This window comes from Oleiphilus sp. HI0043 (genome assembly GCF_001634935.1).
In genome coordinates, this window is record NZ_LWEY01000741.1 from 1 (window position 1) to 865 (window position 865).

Consider the following 865-nt stretch of genomic DNA (forward strand, 5'->3'; position numbering starts at 1 on the left):
CTTCCTAAAAAGCCAGTAACGACGGTGGTAGGTATTTTATTTAATTGCATCATTTATCTCGCTGTACTCTCGTTGTTGTTCTATCTTGGTTGTCTTTGTGCTTAATCAAACTCACCGACAACGTGTGTTGTTTTCTGCTGCTAGCGCTTCACTTGTCTCGGTACATCTGGTTTAACCTTGGGCCGATAGACATGCGCTTTGTCTTTGGCATATAGATAAGAATCGGCAAAATCGTCGGTATCCAACACATGACCGACCAGGATCAAAGATGTTCGAGTAAATTTCTTTTCGCGTACTTTTTCGACGATATCTTTTAATGTTCCTGTGACTTTGTCTTCATCGGGCCAACTGGTTCTGTAACACACAGCTGCAGGGCAGTCTTCGCCATAATGCGGAATCAGCTCTCCAACAATTTTATGGATGCGGGTGACGCCAAGATGGATCGCGAGGGTCGCGCCGCTTTGTGCCAGCTGCGGAAGCCGCTCTCGCTCAGGAAACGGAGTTTTGCCTTCATAGCGCGTCATAATTAGCGTTTGAGAAACGCCAGACAAGGTCAACTCTTTACCTAAATACGCGGCAGACGCAGCAACAGCACTGACACCCGGTATGATTTCATAATCAATACCAGCTTGCTCTAGCCGTCTAATTTGCTCACCAATCGCACCATAAAGTGAAGGGTCACCACATTGAAGCCGCGCAACGTCTTTACCTTCTTGGTGGGCTTTCTCAATGTGCTGGCTAATTTCTTCTAAGTCGATAGAGGCGGTATCGACAATCAACTCTGCTTTATCTTCAACTGAATCCAAGACCTCTCTGGGTATCAATGAACCGGCGTACAAAACAACAGGACAACGCTCAAGTATAC

The 865-nt window shown here is 46.2% G+C and carries 1 protein-coding gene; it reads right to left on the reverse strand.

Annotation, left to right across the window (positions count from 1 at the left end):
- Window positions 1–140: 140 nt before the first annotated feature.
- A partial coding sequence (cobM, locus tag A3729_RS08580) for a precorrin-4 C(11)-methyltransferase (RefSeq protein WP_068633655.1) occupies window positions 141–865 on the reverse strand: 725 nt, incomplete at its 5' end.